Consider the following 15,100-nt stretch of genomic DNA (forward strand, 5'->3'; position numbering starts at 1 on the left):
CGGCACTGCCGGACCGAGGCGGAACGCGGCGGAACACCGTGAGACCGCAAGCGGGAAGACGAAAAGCGCATAGGAACGCTATACAGTCGATCGTGCGGGTTCCCGCACGGTGACCAGGGACGACCACCGTACCGACGCGTGGACCAGTGAACTTCTCCCCGATTGCGCAGTCCGCACGGAGGCGTTCTTGGTGCGCCTGAAACCCGATATCGTCGCTGGTCACGGGGTAACGATCCGGTCGAGGCCGGCGCAGCAGGAGGAACCATGGTCGACACTCACGCCCATACCCATTCGGTGGGCGGTCCGCTCAACACAATCCGGCACAAGCCCGCGCTCTACGCCTTCACGTTGATCGTTCTCGCGCACTGGGCGGAGCACATCACCCAGGCCGTGCAGATCTACGCGTTGGGGTGGCCGGTGCCGCAGGCCAAAGGCGCGTTAGGCCTGTGGTTCCCGTGGCTGGTCACGTCCGAGGTCATGCACTACGGCTACGCGCTGGTCATGCTCGTATTCCTCTTCGCGTTGCGGAAGGGGTTCGTCGGCCGCTCGAAGACGTGGTGGACGGTGGCGCTCGGCCTGCAGTTCTGGCACCACATCGAGCACCTGCTGCTGATCATCCAGGCGTCCGCCGGGACGAACCTGCTCGGCAAGGCGGCGCCGACGAGCATCATCCAGCTGATCATCCCGCGGGTGGAGCTGCACCTGTTCTACAACACGGTGGTGTTCATCCCGATGGTCATCGCGATGGTGCTGCACATGCGGCCGACGCCCGAGGAGCGTTCGGAGATGCAGTGCTCGTGCGCGGTCGGCGCGTCGGCCTGATCGCATGCACAACCACGGCGCCGTCGGTCTGCCGCTCGGCTTCACCCTCCTCCGGCTGATCCTGCTCGGCGCGGTGACCGTGGTCGCGGGCTGGGCCCTGGTCCGGCCGTTCGTGCCCGCCGCGTCGGGGTTGTCGACCCGGCGGGTGGTCACCGGGTTCGCCGGCATCGGTGGCGTCGTGGTGCTGCTCATCGCGGAGGCGTCCTGGATGCCTCCGCTGGCGGCGGTGGCGCTGATCGGTTCGCTCGCCGTTCCTCCCGCGCTGCGGGGCGAACGGCCGGTGCTCGGTCGGATCGTGGTGGCGGCCGCCGTCCTGGCGACGGTGGCCGCCGGCACGTGGTTCTCCGGACCGCCGTCGTCGTTCGCCTACATCACGTTGATGGCGGCGTTCGTCGGGGTGTCCTGGCTCGCGCTGTGCCCGCCGACCGCGGTGGTGCGCGTCGTCGGTGCGGCGCTGGGCGTGACGCTGCTGGCCGGCCTCGGCCAGGTCACGATCGCCGGGCAGCTCGCCACCCCGGCCACCGGCGACCCGCTGCTGACCCGCGTGGCGCTCGGCGGGAGCCCGGTGGACGTGCTCGTGGTGCCGCACATGCCCGGCTGGAACATCGTGCACACCACCGACACGCCGCTCGCCGTCGGCAACGCGCCGAACGCCCTCGTGCCCGCGCTGCCGCGGGACGGGACGACGGGCCGGTGGGCGTTGGTGTGGCTGCCCGAGGGGCGCGGCGACCTGTGGCTGGACCGGGCGGGCACGCGGACCACCGTCCCGGTGAACCCCGGCAGCGTGGCGTGGACCGGCCCGGACGTGCGCGGCGCGGAGGGTCCGGAGTACGCGTCGGCGGTGCTGGCGGCGAAGCTGACCGGCAAGCGCGGCGACCTGCCGTGGCCCGGGCTGACCGACGCCGACGCGGCGGCGTTGCGCGCCGAGGTGGCGTCGATCGGCGGGCCGTTCTCCGTGGTGGCGGACGACTCGCGGCGCGCGGCGGACGCGGCGGTGGTCGTGCGCGAAGAGGCCGCACGGCTGGGCTACGCCGTCACGCCGGGAGCGCCGGAAGTCCTGGTGCTCGGCGGAACACCGCCACCGGACGCGCGGCACCGCCTGGCGCCGTGGCTCGAACCGCCGGACCTGACGACGCCCGAGGCACGCCGGTACGCACAAATGCTGGCCGCCACTTTCCCCGGCGCCGCGCCGTCCCGTTCGGGTCTCGCGGCCTGGTCTTCCGGCTGACGGTCGGTCCCGACCGGGCCGGGCGGCTCCGCGCCCTACCGGGGCTTGTCGTCGCCGCCGAACTCGACCGCGCCGAACACGTCGGCCAGGTTCGAGTAGTCGGTCTCCGGTATCGCCCGCAGCGCCTGCACGGCGGTCGGGTCGCCCTTGCGGATCGCCGCGTCGAGCAGGTCGTCCTTGCTCGCCGGAAAGTCGACGTCGGTCAGGCAGTCCTTCAGGTGGTCGCGGGTCAGCGTCCCGGCCATGACTCCTCCAGCTCTCTCGCCTGCCGGTGCGGTACCCGCGACCCCGGCCGCGAAACGCCTACCTGGTCGGCACGCGCACGACGACCATGCCGTCGAGCAACCACGCGTCGATCCGCTCCACGTCCACCGCGGCCGGCACGGTGGCGCAGTAGTAGTAGGTGCGCGGGGAATCGGCCGGGCGCACGGTGATCCCCACCCGGTCACGCCGGATCGGCGTCCCGTCGGACCGCAGGTCCTGGTCGCGGATCTCCACCCGCACGTCGTTCGGTCGCACGTCTGCCAGCAGGGTGGCGAAGAAGTAGGCCTGCTCGGTCACCGCGACGTCGACGAGGAGGGGGCGTTCGTCGGCCGTGGCCAGGTCCCACTCCCGGCCGAGGTTCCGCCCGATCCGGTCCCACCACACGTCCATCTCCACCACCGGATCAGGCCCGGTGCAGGGCCCCGCGCCGGGGTCTCGGCGTCGGACTGTCAACCGCTCGACCACGACGCCACCTCCGTTTACCTCGTCGTCTCAGTGGGAAATACCCCGGTCGGGGGTGGTCCACGCTCAGTCGATCGGGTGAACCAATGCCGTCCGTAGCGAGGCCCGAGGCGCGCGTGATTCGGCCGAACGCCCTGGGGTATTCCACCCGGGTAAGCGCCCGGTCCCCAGGAGCATGGAGGAGGACACGCCCATGCACCGCGAGAGCGACAAGCACGGCCCGATCAAGGACGACGAGCTCAAGCACGAGCTGGAAGGCACGTTGCGCGGCAACCGGCCGAGCCGGTCCGAGGAGTGGCGCGACCCGGAGCCACCCGCGGACGACGACGTGACCGTGCCGGGTATCGACGAACCCCGCTAGCCGACGACAGTCCACTTCGGACAGTCCACGCCGCTTGTTCATTGTTGCTCGATCCGCCGGTGGGGCCGTCGGAGCGTTGACCGCGGGGTGAGGCGTCATTAGCGTCGATCGCGTGACTGCTGAACGCATCGCTCCCGTTGTCCCGACAGACGACCTCGCCGGCGCGGTCGAGCGGTGGTCGGCGTTGCTCGGCGTGGCGCCGACGTTCGTCGACGGCGACCGCTGGGCCCAGTTCGACGTGGCCGGCGGGCGGTTGGCCCTGTCCGGCGCGGACCGCGTGCACGACGGCCCGGCGATGTTGGTGAAGGTGCCGGACCTGGACGAGGCGGTGGCGCGCGCACAGGCCCTCGGCTTCCAGGTCGGCTACATCACCACCGGCCCGCACGAGCGGCGTTGCGTCGCGGTCGGACCCGACGGGTACGCCGCGATCCTGCACAGCCCCTTGGCCTGAGCACGCCCGAGCCACCACCGTCCACAGCGGACGGTGGGGCTGATCAGCGCAGCGGTCTGACGACCGCGCGGGCCAGGGCTTCGGCGTGCGCGCGCGGTGCGGCGGCGGCATCCGGCCCTTCGGCGTAATAGCGCAGGAACGCTTCCTGGAAGCACGCCCCGACGAGCAGTGACGCCGCCGCGTCCGGGTCGGCGTCGGGCGCGATCCGGCCGAGCGCGCGCTCGGCCGCCAGGTACGCGACGAACGGCGTCGCGGCCTTCTCCGGGCCGCCACCGTGCGCGCTCATCGCCACCCGGTGGGCCGCCATCCGCTGGGGGTCCGAGAGCAGCGCGGCGAGCATCGGGATCGACCGCTGGTAGAAGTCCAGCACCGCGTGCGCGAGTTCGGCGAGGTTGTCCTCGACCTCGCCCTCCCCCGGTCGGACCGACACCCGGGACAGACCCGGCAGCCGTTCTTCCAGGACGGCGAGCAGCAGCCGCTCCTTGTCGCCGAAGTACTTGTAGAGCGTGGGTTCGGAGACCTCCGAGGCGTGCGCGATCTCCTTGGTGGTGGCTTGCGCGACGCCGCGCGTGCGCAGGATCTCGGCCGCCGCGTCGAGGATCCGGTCCCGTGTGCCCATGCCGTCCCACCTCGCTGTTTGACAGGTTAGTGAATACTAGCTCACCATAGGGGCTAGTGTTCACTAACCACTCTGGGGGACGGCATGTGGAGCAGGAAGCGGGCGGTCATCGCCCTGTGCGCGGCGTTGGTGGGCGTCCTCGGCGTCGCGGGCGCCGTCGGGTACCTGACGTTCGTCCGGGCGCCGGTGAACCCGCCGGCCGAGGCGTGCGGCGACGCGGGCGTGCCGGGGTCCGGGCCGGTCGTCGTCGCGGCCGGGGCCAGCATGACCAGGGGCACGCTCGGCGCGGACTGGGTGGGAGCGCTGCGGGACCGGGGCCACCGGGTGGTCAACGCGGGCGTCAACGGCCACACCACCGCCGACCTGCTCGCCAGGGTCGACGCCGACGTCGTGGCGTGCCGGCCCGACGCGGTCACGCTGCTGATCGGCACCAACGACGTGCGCGGCGACGTGCCGCTCGCCGAGTACCGGGACAACCTCGGCGCGATCGTGGCGCGGGTGCGGGCGGGGACGACCGCCAGGATCGCGCTGTTCTCGTTGCCGCCGCTGGGCGAGGACCTGGACGGCGACCTGAACGTGAAGCTGCGCGCCTACAACGCGGCGATCGAGGAGACGGCGACGGAGACCGGTGCGTCCTACCTGCCCGTGCACGAGCGGATGGTGGACGTGCTCCGAGAGGAGGGCGGCGAGCCGACGCCGTTCGGGTTCGACTTCGGGGTGGCCTACCTGGCGGCGGCCGAGCACTACCTGCTCGGGCGCGAGTGGGACGAGGTGGCGCGCGGCAACGGCCTGCGCCTGCTGGTGGACCACATCCACCTCGGTGACCGCGGCGGCGCCATCGTCGCCGACCTGGTCGACGCCTGGCTGTCCACACCGGACCCCGGCCGGTAGGTCCGGTCCCCGACCCGCGCGCACGCCGGCGCACGCGGGTCGGGGACCGGGGCTCAGGAGACGGCGCCGACCGTCAGCAGCAGGTTCGCGTAGTGCCGACCGTCGCCGGTCGCCACGCACACCGCCAGCTCCGGCGCACGGCACGCCGCGTAGAAGTCCTGCCGCGCCAACGGTTGCAACGGCAGGTCCGGGCCGAGCACGCGCGCGTAGTCGGTCCACGCGTCCGGTGTGCTCAGGTCGTCCGGCCGCATGGTGTGCACGGCCTCCACCGGGATCGCCGACAGCACCGGTTCCAGCACCTCGTCGACCGTGACGAGGCCGGGGCGCAGGTTGAGGTGGATCACCTCGGCCCGGTGGTGGACGTTGGTCCGGTGCGCGTAGTTCGAGTCCGCGATCAGGACCTTCGAGCCGTGGCCCGCCGTGGCGAGGGCGTGCAGCAGCGGCGGGTGGAGCAAGGGGTAGCGCAGCACTGGGGTCACTCCAGGATGAACGTGGCGTCGGCGCGTGCGACGGTGTCGGGCGTGGTGGTCAGGTTGATGTAGGTGCCGTTGTGTCGGATGTACTGGCCGGGGAAGTTGGACGACTCGAACGACGCGGCGGAGCCGGAGGCCAGCCCGGCGCGGCGGTGGAACGACGCGTCGGCGCGGAAGACGGCGCTGCCGTCGTTGCGCTCGACCCACATCTCGTGGTTGCGGTGCCGCAGGTAGTAGCCGGGGAAGTTGGTCGACTCCAGCGACACCGTGCCGCCGCCGTTCAGGCCCGCGACGACGCGGAACTGCGAGTCGGCCAGCGGTGCGACGTTCGCCTCGACCCGGCCCCGGTACTCCCAGTGCCGGATGAACCGGTCCGGGTAGTTGTACGACTTGAGCCGCACGGGCGTGACGCCGTCGGCCACCGGAATGCCGAAGTTCGGCGTGCCGTCGGCGTTCCAGTAGACCTTCTGCACGCGGGTGCGGCGGTTCGGGTCGCGCAGCGGGTCGCCGGAGATGTCGCGGTAGTTGCGGTCGTGGTAGACGAGGATGTCGCTCTGCCCGTCCTCGGAGACGGTGAACGAGTTGTGCCCCGGGCCGTACTGGCCGGTCGCCGCGTTGCTCTCGAACACCGGGTTGGGGCTCTTCGTCCACGACGAGGCGCTGAGCAGGTTCGCCGACGACGACGCGGTCAGCATGCCGAGGCAGTAGTTCGCGTCGGTGGCGCTGGCCGAGTAGGTGAGGAAGACCCGGCCGTTGCGCTCGATCACCGTCGGCCCTTCGGCGACCTTCACCCCGCCGCGCGTCTCCCACGCCAGCGTCGGCACGGTCAGCCTGGTCACCGTCCCCGTGATGCTCCACGGGGTGGCGCCCATGCGGGCGAGGTAGAGGTTCGAGTTCGTGGCGATGCCCGGCTCGGACTGCGCCCAGGTCAGGTAGCGCACGCCGTTGACGACGAAGGTCGACATGTCCAGGGAGAAGGTGTCCCACGGGACGTTGACCTTGCCCCGCTCGGTCCACGTGCCGGTCAGCGGGTTGGCGCTGCTGTTCTCCAGCACGTAGGGGCGGATCCGCCAGATGTCGTCGGTGCGGCCGGCGGCGAAGTAGACGTACCACTTGCCGTTGACGAAGTGGATCTCCGGCGCCCAGATGTGCGCGCCCATCTCGCCCGACGAGTGCTTGCGCCAGATCACCGACTCCGGGGCGGTGGCCAGGCCCTGGATCGTGGTCGCGCGGCGCAGGACGATCCGGTCGTACTCCGGCGCGGTCGCGGTGAAGTAGTAGTAGCCGTCGGTGTGCTTGAAGATGTGCGGGTCGGCCCGCTGGTTCGCGAGCGGGTTCGTGTGCTGCACGGCCGGCGAGGCGTGCGCGGCGGGCGTCACCACCAGCCCCGCGAGCGCGGTCACGGCCACCACCGCGACCACCGCCAGCCTGCGGGCAATCCACCGGGGAACGGCACTGTTCATCGGTTCCACTCCATCGTGGCGCGTCGGGATGCGAGGTGCGGCGCTGTTAACGCTAACAGCGCAGGTCCGCACGCCTCAATACCCCTTTACGAGACGATTGAGGACCGAGTGGCCGCAACCCGCCGGTCGCCCCACAAACGCCTGTCCTGACAGCCGGCCGCCGAAGCGATCCGTGCCCAGGGCTGGTGTTAGCGATAACATTGCGCTACCTTTTCCGGCACACCGCACGCTCGACCCCCCGAACTTGCCGGGTGGACGGACGCGACTCTCCCCCCGTCCGCCCACCCGGCCACCAACTTCAGCCGGCGTCCCGGCCCAGCTCGTCGACGATCCGCTCGAGCTGCGCGGCCCGTGCGGCCGGCGTCCTGGCCTTCATCAGCCGGAGGAACAACGCGTACTGCCGCGTCCGGTCCAGCAGCTCGAACCGCTCCCGCGCGCGGTCGTCGGCGGCCAGCGCCCCGGCCAGGTCGGGCGGCACGGTGGCGTCGCGCTGCCGCTGGTAGGCCGCGTCCCACCGGCCGTCGGCCCGGGCGGCCTCGATCGCGGCGAACCCGGCGTCCCGCATCCGCCCGGCGGCGATGAGCGCCTCCGCCTTCTCGACGTTGACCCGCGACCACGAGCTGCCCGCCCGGCGCGGCGAGTACCGCTGCAGGTAGTGGTCGGCGTCGAAGCCCTTGCGGTGGCTGTCGATCCACCCGTGGCACAGGGCGACGTCGAGGGCGTCGGCGATGGTGACCGACGTCCGCGCCGACCCCTTCTTGGCGATCTTGAGCCAGACGCCGTCACTCGTGCCGTGGTGCTCGGCCAGCCACGACTCCCACTCGGCGGCGTCGGCGAAGGCGAGGGCGTGGGTGTCGGTGAGCGCGTTCATGTCCCCATGGTGCGCGGTCAAAGTGCTCATCGAGTGAGCACTTTTCGCAGACTCAGGCTTCGGACTCACGCCGTTCCACCATCGTGTCGGGCGCGGACTCCGGGATCTCGGTCCGCACGTCGGAGTCGCGCAGCACCTCGCGCGCCTGGGCCTCCGGGTCGGCGCTGCCGGTCCGGAGTTCCTCGGGCAGCAGGTTCGCCCTGGTCCGCGAGCGCCGGTCGACGTCGTTGCGCTGGTCGAACACCCGCGGCCGGTCGAGGTCGTGCTCACGCCTGACGCGCGCCTCCTCGGCCGCCGACAGCTCCGTCGCGCCCAGATCCAGCGGTTCCTGGTCCGTCATGGCCATGCCATACCCCAACGGCCGCCGGTTGACGCACGCGCCGGTCAGGGGGTGGCGCGGACCCGGCTGTGGTGCCGGCGGGCCTTCAGGCGGTTGCCGCAGCCCGTCATCGAGCACCACAGCCGCCTGCCGGTGCGCGAGACGTCCTGGAAGTGCAGGACGCACTCCGGGTTCGCGCACTTGCGGACGCGGTCCGGGGCCGCCTCGCGCAGCACGACGAAGTCGCGCAGGCACGCCCAGGCCGCACGCCACCGCGGGTCGGGGACGTCGTCGTGCTCGACCCGGCCGCGCTCGTCGACCGCCAACCGCAACCGGCCGTGGTCCAGCAGGGCGTTGAGGGCGGCGTGGTCGGCCGGGTCCGCGATCACGGCGGCCACCGCGTCACGGGCCTCGCGCAGGGGCCGCCGCGGCACCGGCCGGACGGAGGCCAGCTCCCGGTCCGCGAGCCAGGCCGCGGTGAGGTCCTCGTGGTCGAGCAGGTCGTAGGCGACACCGCCGACCACCCACCGGGTGTTCAGCAGGTCGATGCCCAGGGGTTGGTCCACCAGCGGACGCGCGGGCCAGCCCTTGGCCAGCAGCGCGCCGGCCACGGCGTCATCGGCACCGAGCACGGCGCACACCTCCCCGTCTAACCGTTGAGAGTCGCTTGACAGGTTAACACCCGCCTGCTTGTCTGAGCGGGTCACCTAACCGTTCAAAGGTCTTAGAACAGTTAGACACCTCAGATCAGGAGAACCCGATGACGACCTCGTACCGGTACGCCGACATCAACGGGCAGCGCGTGTTCTACCGGGAGGCGGGCCACGCCGACGCCCCCGTCCTGGTGCTGCTGCACGGTTTCCCCACCAGCTCGCACATGTTCCGCGAGCTGATCCCCCGACTCGCCGACCGCTACCGCGTGATCGCGCCGGACCACGTCGGCTTCGGCCACAGCGCCGCGCCGTCGGTCGAGGAGTTCGACTACACGTTCGACGCGCTCACCGACATCACCCTCGGGCTGCTGGACCACCTCGGCGTGCGGCGGCACGCGCTGTACATCCAGGACTACGGCGCGCCCATCGGCCTCAAGATCGCGTCACGCCACCCCGAACGCGTCACGGCCATCGTCACGCAGTCCGGCAACGCGTACACCGAGGGCTTCACCCCGTTCTGGGAGCCGCTGTTCGCCTACGCCACGAACCCCGGCCCCGACACCGAACCGGCGGTGCGCGCCCTGCTCACCCCGGACGCGACCCGCTGGCAGTACACCCACGGCGTCAAGGACCCGAGCCGGATCAGCCCGGACACCTGGGCGCACGACCAGGCCCTGCTCGACCGGCCCGGCAACGCCGAGGTGCAGCTGGCCCTGTTCCGCGACTACCGCCACAACCTCGACGCGTACCCGGCGTTCCAGCGGTACTTCCGCGAGACGCGGGTGCCGCTGCTCGCGGTGTGGGGCCGCCACGACGAGATCTTCGGCCCGGACGGCGCCCTGGCCTACCGGCGCGACCTGCCCGACGCCGAGGTCCACCTGCTCGACGCGGGCCACTTCGCGCTGGAGGACCAGCTCGACACCATCACCGGCTATATCCGCGGTTTCCTCGGCCGGGTCCTGGGCTGATCAGCCGATTTGTGAGCGCTAACAAGAGGAGGCGCACCACGTTCGCAGCCTGCCTGTTAGCGGTAACAGGCAGGCTTGCCCGCCTCGACGGGGCTGCGCTACGGTGCCGGAAGCGCTCCCAGTCCGGCTGACCCGGCAGGCGACCGGAGGCGCGTCACGATTCCTGCTCGCAAGGAGGCGACGCATGAGTCCGCGCAGGCTTGCCGCTGCCGGGTCGAGACGCCGAGCCTCCCGCTGCGAGTAGTCCATTCAGGACACCCACGCCGCCGCGTCCAGTCCACTCCCGAGAGATCGAGGAAACCGTGGCTGCATCGAGGAAACGCGCTCTCGCCACCCTCTTCACCGCGCTGGCCATGACCAGCGTGTCCGTCGTCGTCGCACCGCAGGCGTCGGCCTACCCGGGGCCGGGCGTGGTCACCGGCGACATCCGGGTGCACGACCCGAGCGTCGTCAAGAGGCCCGACGGCAGTTACCTGGTCGCGCACACCGCGGACGGCATCGGCCTGAAGACCTCCACCGACCGCACCGCCTTCCGCAACGCGGGGGCCGTCTTCCCCAACGGCGCCTCCTGGACCACCACCTACACCAACGGCAGCCGCAACCTCTGGGCGCCGGACATCTCCTACCGCAACGGCCAGTACTGGCTGTACTACTCGGCCTCGTCGTTCGGCTCCAACCGGTCGGCGATCTTCCTGGCCACCAGCCCCAGCGGCAACGCGGGCACGTGGACGCACCGCGGTCTGGTGATCGAGTCGCGCACCAGCGACAACTTCAACGCCATCGACCCGGACCTCGTCGTGGACGACCAGGGCCGCTGGTGGCTGAGCTTCGGCTCGTTCTGGTCCGGCCTCAAGATGATCGCGCTCAACCCGTCCACGGGACTGCGCTCCGACGCCTCGATCCGCGCCATCGCCGGCCGCAACGGCGGCCCGATCGAGGCGCCGAACATCGTCAAGCGCGGCTCCTACTACTACCTGTTCGTGTCGTTCGACTACTGCTGCCGGGGCGCGCAGAGCACCTACCGGATCATGGTCGGCCGGTCGACCAGCGTCACCGGCCCCTACGTGGCGCGCAACGGCACGGCCATGACCTCCGGCGGCGGCACGGAGATCCTCGCCGGCCAGGGCAGCATCCACGGCACCGGGCACCAGGACGTGTTCTCGGACGTCGACAGCGACATCCTCGTCTACCACTACTACGGTGATGACGGCGCGTCCCGCCTGGGCATCAACCTGCTCGCCTTCGACTCCGCAGGGTGGCCGTACGTCCGATGAGCACCGACCGGTTGTCCACCACCGTCCGCCGCGGCTCGCGGTGGGCGGTGGTGGCGGCCGGTACCGGCGACCGATCGGCGGCGGCACGGCTGCCAAAGTGGGCATTGACGTTGGCGCAACGTGCTCGTAGCCTCCCGGAAAGCGCTTTCCCCGCTGCACCGCGCGTGGCGCCGGGAAGCGGTCGAGACCGGAGGGTTTTTCGAATGGCTGCACTGAAACGTTTCAGAGTCCTGGCGACGTCGATGGTCGCGCTGCTGGCCGTCGCCTGCGGCAGCAGTGGCGGCAGCGGCGACGAGACCCAGGCCGGTCCCGCCACGCTGCGCTTCTCGTGGTGGGGGAACGCCGAGCGCGCCGAGTTGATGCAGAAGGCCATCGACCTCTTCCAGAGCAAGAACCCCGAGATCAAGGTGACGCCGAGCTTCCAGGAGTTCGAGGCGTACTGGCAGAAGATGGCCACCGAGACCGCGGGCGGCAACGCGCCCGACGTGCTGCAGATGGACTTCGCCTACATCCGCGAGTACTCGGACCGCAACGCGCTCTACGACCTGAAGAAGCAGGACGGCAAGAACCTCGAACTCGGGGACCTGCTCGAAGGGCTCAAGGGCGCGGGCGAGATCGACGGCAAGCTGTACGGCGTGCCGACGGGCGGCAACACGTGGGGCTACATCTACGACCCCGCGTTGTTCGCCCAGGCCGGCGTCGCGGAGCCGAAGGAGGGCTGGACCTGGGACGACTACCGCGCCACCCTCAAGACGATCGCGGACAAGACCGGGGTCTCCGGCGGCGGCAACTACGTCGGCAGCTACTACAACCTGGAGCTCCAGCTGCGCCAGGAAGGCGGGCTGCTCTACACCGAGGACGGCAAGCTCGGCTTCGACAAGGCGCGGTTGAAGGAGTTCATGGCGGAGGGCAAGGCGCTGGCGGACGGCAAGACCGTGCTGCCGATCGAGAAGGGCGTGCAGATCAAGCCCGCGTTCGCGCTGGAGCAGAAGCTCGTCGCGGGCGACCTCGGCTGGGACAACTTCATGTCCCGCTACGCGAAGGCCAACCCCGGTCTGAAGCTGGGGCCGGTGCCGACCGACAAGGCGGGCACGTCCGGGCAGTACCTGAAGCCGTCGATGCTGCTGAGCGTGTCGCAGAAGACCGAGCACCCGGCGGCGGCGGCCAAGCTGGTGTCGTTCATGGTCAACGACCCGGAGGTCGGCAAGATCTTCGGCGCGAACCGGGGCCTGCCGCCGACGAACGCGCAGCGCGCCGCGGCCCAGCTCGAAGGCCCGCTGGCCGCCGTGGCGGCGTACGAGGACGACTTGAAGGACAAGTTCGGCAAGACGCCTCCCGCGCCGCCCAAGGGCGCCGGCACGTTGGAGCAGGCGTTCATCCGGATCACCGAGGAACTCCAGTACGGCCGCATCTCCGTGGACGAGGCGGTCGACCAGTTCTTCACCGAGGCGGAAGAGACCCTCGGGTCGTGAGCCGGGCGACGATCGCGCCGGACCGGCGCGCCGAGGTCGCCACCGACGGCGGGACGGGTCCGCGCAAGCGGGCCCGCCCGTCCGGCGACGGCCTGGCGGGTTACCTGTTCCTGTCACCGTGGATCATCGGGATCGTCCTGCTGACCCTCGGGCCGATGGTGACCTCGCTGTACCTCTCGTTCACCGACTACGACCTGTTCAACACCCCGACGTGGATCGGGTTGGAGAACTACCAGCGGATGTTCTCCGACGCGCGGTGGCTGCGGTCGGTCGAGGTCACCGCGATCTACGTGGCGCTGGCCGTGCCGATCAAGCTGGCCGCCGCGCTGGCCGTGGCGATGCTGCTCAACAGCAAGCGCGGTGGCCAGGGCTTCTACCGGGCGGCGTTCTACGGGCCGTCGCTCATCGGCGGCAGCGTCGGCGTCGCGATCGTGTGGAAGATGATGTTCAGCGACGACTCGGTGGTCGACCAGCTGCTGCTGCGGTTCGGCATCGACACCGGCGGCTGGGCGGGCAACCCGGACTTCTCGCTGATGATGCTGGTGCTGCTGGCGACGTGGCAGCTCGGCGCGCCGATGGTGATCTTCCTGGCCGGGCTCAAGCAGGTGCCGCGCGAGCTGTACGAGGCGGCCGAGGTCGACGGCGCCGGCCGTGGGCGGCGGTTCTGGTCGATCACGTTGCCGATGATCTCGCCGGTGCTGTTCTTCAACCTGCTGCTGGAGACGATCAACGCGTTCCAGGTGTTCACGTCGGCGTACGTGGTCGGCGGGCCGAACGGTCAGCCGGCGGGCAGCACGTTGTTCTACACGATCTACCTGTTCGATCGCGGTTTCGGCGACTACCGCATGGGTTACGCGTCGGCGATGGCGTGGATGCTGCTGCTCGGCGTCGGCCTGGTCACCGTGTTCCTGTTCCGCACCGCACGGGGTTGGGTGTTCTACTCCGGGGACTCGGGGGACAAGCGATGAGGCAGTCGTTGACCAGGGTGCTGTGGCACGTCGGCGTGCTGGCCCTGCTCGCCGTCGTGCTGTACCCGATCGTGTGGGTGGCGGCGGCGACGTTCAAGCCGTCCGAGACGATCATCGGCAGCCTGCAGCTGCTGCCGACCGCGCCGACGCTCGCGAACTACCAGCGGGTGTTCGAGGGCGTGGTGGGTGTCGGCGTCGGCCGGTTCTTCTGGAACTCCGCCGTGCTGGCGGTGCTGTCGGTGGTGGGGACGGTCGCGTCGTCGGCGTTGGCGGCGTACGCGTTCGCCCGGCTGCGGTTCCGCGGTCGGACGGTGCTGTTCGGCATCATGATCGCGACGCTGCTGCTGCCGTTCCACGTGTTGATCATCCCGCAGTACGTGGTGTTCCAGAACTTGGACCTGGTGGACACGTACGTGCCTTTGCTGGCGGGGAAGTTCCTGGCGTCGGAGGCGTTCTTCGTGTTCCTGATCGTGCAGTTCATCCGGCAGCTGCCGCGTGAGCTGGACGAGTCGGCGAAGCTCGACGGGGCCGGGCACTGGACCGTGTTCTGGCACATCATCGTGCCGTTGTGCCGGCCGGCGCTCATCACCACGGCGATCTTCACGTTCATCTGGAGCTGGAACGACTTCTTCGGGCCGTTGATCTACCTGAGCACCCCGGACAAGTACCCCCTGCCGTTGGCGCTGCAGCTGTTCATCGACGAGTCGACGGGTTCCGACTTCGGGGCGTTGATGGCGATGTCGATGCTGGCGCTGGTGCCGGTGATCCTGTTCTTCCTGTTCTTCCAGCGGTTCCTGGTGGAGGGCGTGTCGACGTCGGGGTTGAAGGGATGAGGCGGTTCGCGCTGTTCGGCGAGTGCCTGACGGTGGGCGTGCTGGTGCTGCTGGCCGCCCTGCCGGTGGTGACGCTCGTGCCGGCGCTCGCGGCCGGGTGTGCGCACATCAAGGCCCACGTCGACGGCGAGACCACGTCCGTTCGGGCGTTCTTCGCGCGGGTGCGGGCGGCGTTGCCGGGCGGGTGGGTGATGTCGGTCGGGGTGGTCGTCGGGTTCGTGGTGCTGGTGGTGGACGTGGTGTTCCTGCGGACGCGGGTCGCCGGCGGTGACGTCGTGGCCGTGGTGTGCGGGGTGGCGGCGGTCGGCTTGGCCGTGGTCGTGCTGCGTGCGGCGGCGCGGTGGTCGGTGGGTCTGCGGTGGTCTGTTGTGCTGCGCGAGGCGGGGCGGCGGGCGGTGTCGGACTTCGGGGGCTCTCTGCTCCTGGTCATGTCGCTGGCCGTGCTGCTGATCGTGACCTGGCAACTCCCGCCGCTGCTGCTCCCGATGGCGGGTTGCGTGCTGATGGCAGCCGTCGCCGTCGACCGACGGCACAGCGCGGTCGCGCCACCTCCAGTTCCCCGCTAACCTGCCCCTGACCAGCCGTTTCCCGCCCTCACCTCGTCCACGATCGAGTGAATCTGACCCGACTACGAACCGAACCGCCGTTATCGTCACCCTGAAACGTCGGTTGAAACAACGATGCCGGCAACCAACCCCTGCCCTCACG

At 70.5% G+C, this 15,100-nt stretch carries 19 protein-coding genes; 11 read left to right on the forward strand and 8 right to left on the reverse strand.

Annotation, left to right across the window (positions count from 1 at the left end; translation table 11 throughout):
* Positions 1–264 precede the first annotated feature (264 nt).
* Both ADK67_RS12475 and ADK67_RS12480 read left to right on the forward strand, forming a co-directional pair.
* On the forward strand, positions 265–822 hold the full coding sequence (locus ADK67_RS12475) for a hypothetical protein (RefSeq protein WP_053716556.1): 558 nt from the start codon (positions 265–267) through the stop codon (positions 820–822).
* A gap of 4 nt (positions 823–826) precedes the next feature.
* Positions 827–2,050, forward strand: a complete 1,224-nt coding sequence (locus tag ADK67_RS12480; protein WP_053716557.1) for a DUF6239 family natural product biosynthesis protein — start codon at positions 827–829, stop codon at positions 2,048–2,050.
* Positions 2,051–2,085: 35 nt separating this feature from the next.
* Here the strand turns inward: ADK67_RS12480 and ADK67_RS12485 are convergent, their stop codons facing one another.
* Complete coding sequence (locus ADK67_RS12485) at positions 2,086–2,295, reverse strand: DUF2795 domain-containing protein (protein ID WP_053716558.1); 210 nt, start codon at positions 2,293–2,295, stop codon at positions 2,086–2,088.
* A gap of 58 nt (positions 2,296–2,353) precedes the next feature.
* Positions 2,354–2,704, reverse strand: coding sequence for an Hsp20/alpha crystallin family protein (locus ADK67_RS12490; protein ID WP_053716559.1), 351 nt, complete (start codon positions 2,702–2,704; stop codon positions 2,354–2,356).
* Between the two features lie 265 nt (positions 2,705–2,969).
* Here ADK67_RS12490 and ADK67_RS52470 point away from each other — a divergent pair, with 265 nt between their 5' ends.
* Entirely contained in the window at positions 2,970–3,137 is a 168-nt protein-coding gene (locus ADK67_RS52470) for a hypothetical protein (RefSeq protein WP_197289411.1), read from the forward strand.
* A 112-nt stretch (positions 3,138–3,249) separates the two neighbouring features.
* A complete protein-coding gene (locus ADK67_RS12500) occupies positions 3,250–3,588 on the forward strand; it encodes a VOC family protein (protein ID WP_053716561.1) in 339 nt (112 codons plus the stop codon).
* A 43-nt stretch (positions 3,589–3,631) separates the two neighbouring features.
* Here the strand turns inward: ADK67_RS12500 and ADK67_RS12505 are convergent, their stop codons facing one another.
* Positions 3,632–4,207, reverse strand: a complete 576-nt coding sequence (locus ADK67_RS12505; RefSeq protein WP_053716562.1) for a TetR/AcrR family transcriptional regulator — start codon at positions 4,205–4,207, stop codon at positions 3,632–3,634.
* Between the two features lie 84 nt (positions 4,208–4,291).
* Between ADK67_RS12505 and ADK67_RS12510 the strand changes: the two genes are divergently transcribed.
* On the forward strand, positions 4,292–5,098 hold the full coding sequence (locus tag ADK67_RS12510; protein WP_053716563.1) for an SGNH/GDSL hydrolase family protein: 807 nt from the start codon (positions 4,292–4,294) through the stop codon (positions 5,096–5,098).
* Between the two features lie 53 nt (positions 5,099–5,151).
* Here ADK67_RS12510 and ADK67_RS12515 read toward each other — a convergent pair whose 3' ends face one another.
* From ADK67_RS12515 to ADK67_RS12535, 5 genes are all read right to left on the reverse strand, one after another.
* The gene (locus ADK67_RS12515) at positions 5,152–5,568 is read right to left on the reverse strand and encodes an RbsD/FucU domain-containing protein (protein WP_053716564.1); all 417 of its coding nucleotides are present in this window, start codon (positions 5,566–5,568) and stop codon (positions 5,152–5,154) included.
* A 5-nt stretch (positions 5,569–5,573) separates the two neighbouring features.
* Positions 5,574–7,034 (reverse strand): family 43 glycosylhydrolase, encoded by a 1,461-nt coding sequence (locus tag ADK67_RS12520; RefSeq protein ID WP_053716597.1) that lies wholly within the window; start codon positions 7,032–7,034, stop codon positions 5,574–5,576.
* A gap of 298 nt (positions 7,035–7,332) precedes the next feature.
* Complete coding sequence (locus ADK67_RS54590) at positions 7,333–7,905, reverse strand: YdeI/OmpD-associated family protein (protein ID WP_053716565.1); 573 nt, start codon at positions 7,903–7,905, stop codon at positions 7,333–7,335.
* Between the two features lie 52 nt (positions 7,906–7,957).
* Positions 7,958–8,245 carry a hypothetical protein gene (locus tag ADK67_RS12530; RefSeq protein WP_231648149.1) on the reverse strand — a complete coding sequence of 96 codons (288 nt, stop codon included), beginning with the start codon at positions 8,243–8,245 and terminating at the stop codon, positions 7,958–7,960.
* Between the two features lie 44 nt (positions 8,246–8,289).
* Positions 8,290–8,856 (reverse strand): CGNR zinc finger domain-containing protein, encoded by a 567-nt coding sequence (locus ADK67_RS12535; protein WP_053716567.1) that lies wholly within the window; start codon positions 8,854–8,856, stop codon positions 8,290–8,292.
* Positions 8,857–8,984: 128 nt separating this feature from the next.
* On the opposite strand from ADK67_RS12535, the gene ADK67_RS12540 reads away from it, so the two are divergent.
* The 6 genes from ADK67_RS12540 (at position 8,985) to ADK67_RS50745 (ending at position 14,958) form a co-directional block, all read left to right on the forward strand.
* Positions 8,985–9,845 (forward strand): alpha/beta fold hydrolase, encoded by an 861-nt coding sequence (locus tag ADK67_RS12540; RefSeq protein ID WP_053716568.1) that lies wholly within the window; start codon positions 8,985–8,987, stop codon positions 9,843–9,845.
* Between the two features lie 302 nt (positions 9,846–10,147).
* The gene (locus ADK67_RS12545) at positions 10,148–11,119 is read left to right on the forward strand and encodes an arabinan endo-1,5-alpha-L-arabinosidase (RefSeq protein ID WP_053716569.1); all 972 of its coding nucleotides are present in this window, start codon (positions 10,148–10,150) and stop codon (positions 11,117–11,119) included.
* Positions 11,120–11,322: 203 nt separating this feature from the next.
* Positions 11,323–12,591: an ABC transporter substrate-binding protein gene (locus ADK67_RS12550; RefSeq protein WP_063797579.1), complete on the forward strand. Its 1,269-nt coding sequence runs from the start codon at positions 11,323–11,325 to the stop codon at positions 12,589–12,591.
* On the forward strand, positions 12,588–13,559 hold the full coding sequence (locus tag ADK67_RS12555; RefSeq protein WP_053716571.1) for a carbohydrate ABC transporter permease: 972 nt from the start codon (positions 12,588–12,590) through the stop codon (positions 13,557–13,559). Before ADK67_RS12550 ends, ADK67_RS12555 begins: the two co-directional genes overlap by 4 nt.
* Positions 13,556–14,392: a carbohydrate ABC transporter permease gene (locus tag ADK67_RS12560; RefSeq protein WP_053716572.1), complete on the forward strand. Its 837-nt coding sequence runs from the start codon at positions 13,556–13,558 to the stop codon at positions 14,390–14,392. Before ADK67_RS12555 ends, ADK67_RS12560 begins: the two co-directional genes overlap by 4 nt.
* A complete protein-coding gene (locus ADK67_RS50745) occupies positions 14,389–14,958 on the forward strand; it encodes a hypothetical protein (RefSeq protein ID WP_053716573.1) in 570 nt (189 codons plus the stop codon). Before ADK67_RS12560 ends, ADK67_RS50745 begins: the two co-directional genes overlap by 4 nt.
* The last annotated feature ends 142 nt before the right edge of the window (positions 14,959–15,100 follow it).

This window comes from Saccharothrix sp. NRRL B-16348 (assembly GCF_001280085.1).
Lineage (GTDB): Bacteria > Actinomycetota > Actinomycetes > Mycobacteriales > Pseudonocardiaceae > Actinosynnema.